The sequence below is a fragment of the Staphylococcus coagulans genome, assembly GCF_002901995.1.
Classification (GTDB): Bacteria; Bacillota; Bacilli; order Staphylococcales; family Staphylococcaceae; genus Staphylococcus; species Staphylococcus coagulans.
In genome coordinates, this window is the sequence record NZ_PPQN01000112.1 from 1 (window position 1) to 2,051 (window position 2,051).

Annotated in this window: 1 protein-coding gene and 1 pseudogene; one reads left to right on the forward strand and one right to left on the reverse strand. The window is 36.3% G+C overall.

Going from position 1 to position 2,051, the window contains the following annotated elements; translation table 11 throughout:
- Positions 1–112 precede the first annotated feature (112 nt).
- Positions 113–1,342: an MFS transporter gene (locus CD118_RS11530; RefSeq protein ID WP_103356736.1), complete on the forward strand. Its 1,230-nt coding sequence runs from the start codon at positions 113–115 to the stop codon at positions 1,340–1,342.
- Positions 1,343–1,669: 327 nt separating this feature from the next.
- Here CD118_RS11530 and CD118_RS12420 read toward each other — a convergent pair.
- Positions 1,670–1,819: pseudogene (locus CD118_RS12420) on the reverse strand (transposase); the annotation flags it as partial.
- Positions 1,820–2,051 lie beyond the last annotated feature (232 nt).

Genomic DNA, 2,051 nt, shown 5'->3' on the forward strand with positions numbered 1-2,051 from the left:
ACAAATTGTAACGTGCACAACGGCCTCACACAAATTTTGACACGCTTACACTTTAAAGATAATATAATACTAATTTTACATATTTTTTATCTTATAAAATGGAGATATGCTTATGACATTACCTAAAAATGTGAAGTTGCGTTTACTCATGTTGTTTATTCAAAATGCCTCAGTGAATGCCGTGTTTCCGTTTATGACATTATTACTCACGCACTATTTAGGCGGTAAAAAAGCCGGACTTATGCTCATTGTCGGAATTTTATTAAAGTTTAGCGGTTCGATTATCGGTGGCTATTTGAGCGACCATTTACCACTTAAGAAGCATGTCATCGCTTGTTTAACGGCAATGAGTGCACTGCTCTTCCTAGGTATGGGGGCTGTATTGACTCAGTTAGAAGGGTCACAGTCATTTCAATTATTATTTTTAGTTTTCTTGGCCTGTTACCTTCTCAATGAGCTCTTTACTGCCTTAGCCAAACCGATGTACAATGCTTTAGCTTTAGATAGTATTGACGAGACAAACCGACAACGCTATGCCCGCTTCAAATATTGGATTTCTAACACTTCTACGGCTTTAGGGATGTTGATGGGTGGGTTGTTTTACAGTTCATTCAAGGTGAGTTTGTTTATGCTAATTTTTATCTGTTTGACTGTGAATGTGTTAATTCTCTATTTTGGTGTACAAGAAGCGCGTCGCACAAAAAGTCATCCATCAGCACGTCGCTTTGTGGCGATGTTTCAACGTTATCAAGTGGCATATCGCAATCGACCATTCGTCTTATTGCTCATCAGTAGTATGCTCATATTAAGCGCTGAAATGTCGCTCTCATCCTATGTTGCAGTACGTTTAGAACATCAATTTAAAACGATTCAGTGGTTTGGCTTTCCGATTGATGGCGTCCGTATGTTTTCAATACTGTTATTAATCAATACATTTACGATTATTAGTTTAAGCTTTGCGATTTTACACTATTTCAAACGTTTCAAAGTCGCCACCATTTTAAATATTAGCTTTCTCTTTTTCGCAGGAGGCTATACTGTCATCATGAGTAATAACCACGCACTCGTCCTCGTTATCTTCATGTTGATGGCCACGATTGGCGAAATTTTGTTTACGCCGACTGTGGAAGCAGAAAAAATACGTTTTATACCTGCCGACACACGTGGTGCCCATTCTGCATTGGACAGTTGGGTGCCAATTGGGGCAGAGCTCATATCGCGGCTATTTTTAATCATTGGTACGTTACTCACACCGCTTATGATGTCAGGTTTAGTTTTAGCAACAGTCGTAACAGGCTTTCTATTATTACTCTCAACTGTCAAACGCTATGAGGCGGTTTGAAAAAGTCCACATTTAAAAGGCTGGGGGGCATTTAAGTTTTCCCACCCTTTTCTATCACTTTTTTACACTATGCCTATAACAAATATAAAAATCACGCTCAATATCCCCTGATCAACTGATGTGTATGCATGATTGTAGGTTATCATTGCGTGCCGTTGCATACAATCATTTCCCTTCAGAAAAAGATAAATATGTACATTCTTATTTAAGCAAAATTGTACATATTTATTTTGACATTTATACTCTTAAACCGACCAATAAAATATGTAGAAATCCCATCATATGGGGGTTCACTCTAAAGCGATTGATGGTTCTATAAGTTGGCATTTAACCTTGCGCAAGCCGCATCATTCGGCAACTATCTTTTAAAAGGTGCTCGATTCTTCGCCCTAAAAAAACAGAATTGGCATAACTATGCAGTATGATTTTTAACATCATTTTTGGATGGTATGATGAAGGACCTCTTTGGCTATAATATGGATTAAAAACTTCTTAGGGGATAGATTCTACAAGTTTGTTAATAATGAATACAATATCATTTTCAGGAAAAGACATCTCAGTTTCTATTGGAAGTGTAAGTTAAAACATGTTATAATTTTTATATATATAAAATATAAAGTTCCCCCGTATTTATGCTTTTGGTTATTTAATATTATACGCTAGAAATTTATTTTTTTGAAATAATATCTAAAAAAGCTCTGATTAAATG

Bases quoted from the DNA above. Each gene is read 5' to 3' on its own strand.
- CD118_RS11530 (WP_103356736.1), top strand. From the start codon at position 113: ATGACATTACCTAAAAATGTGAAGTTGCGTTTACTCATGTTGTTTATT.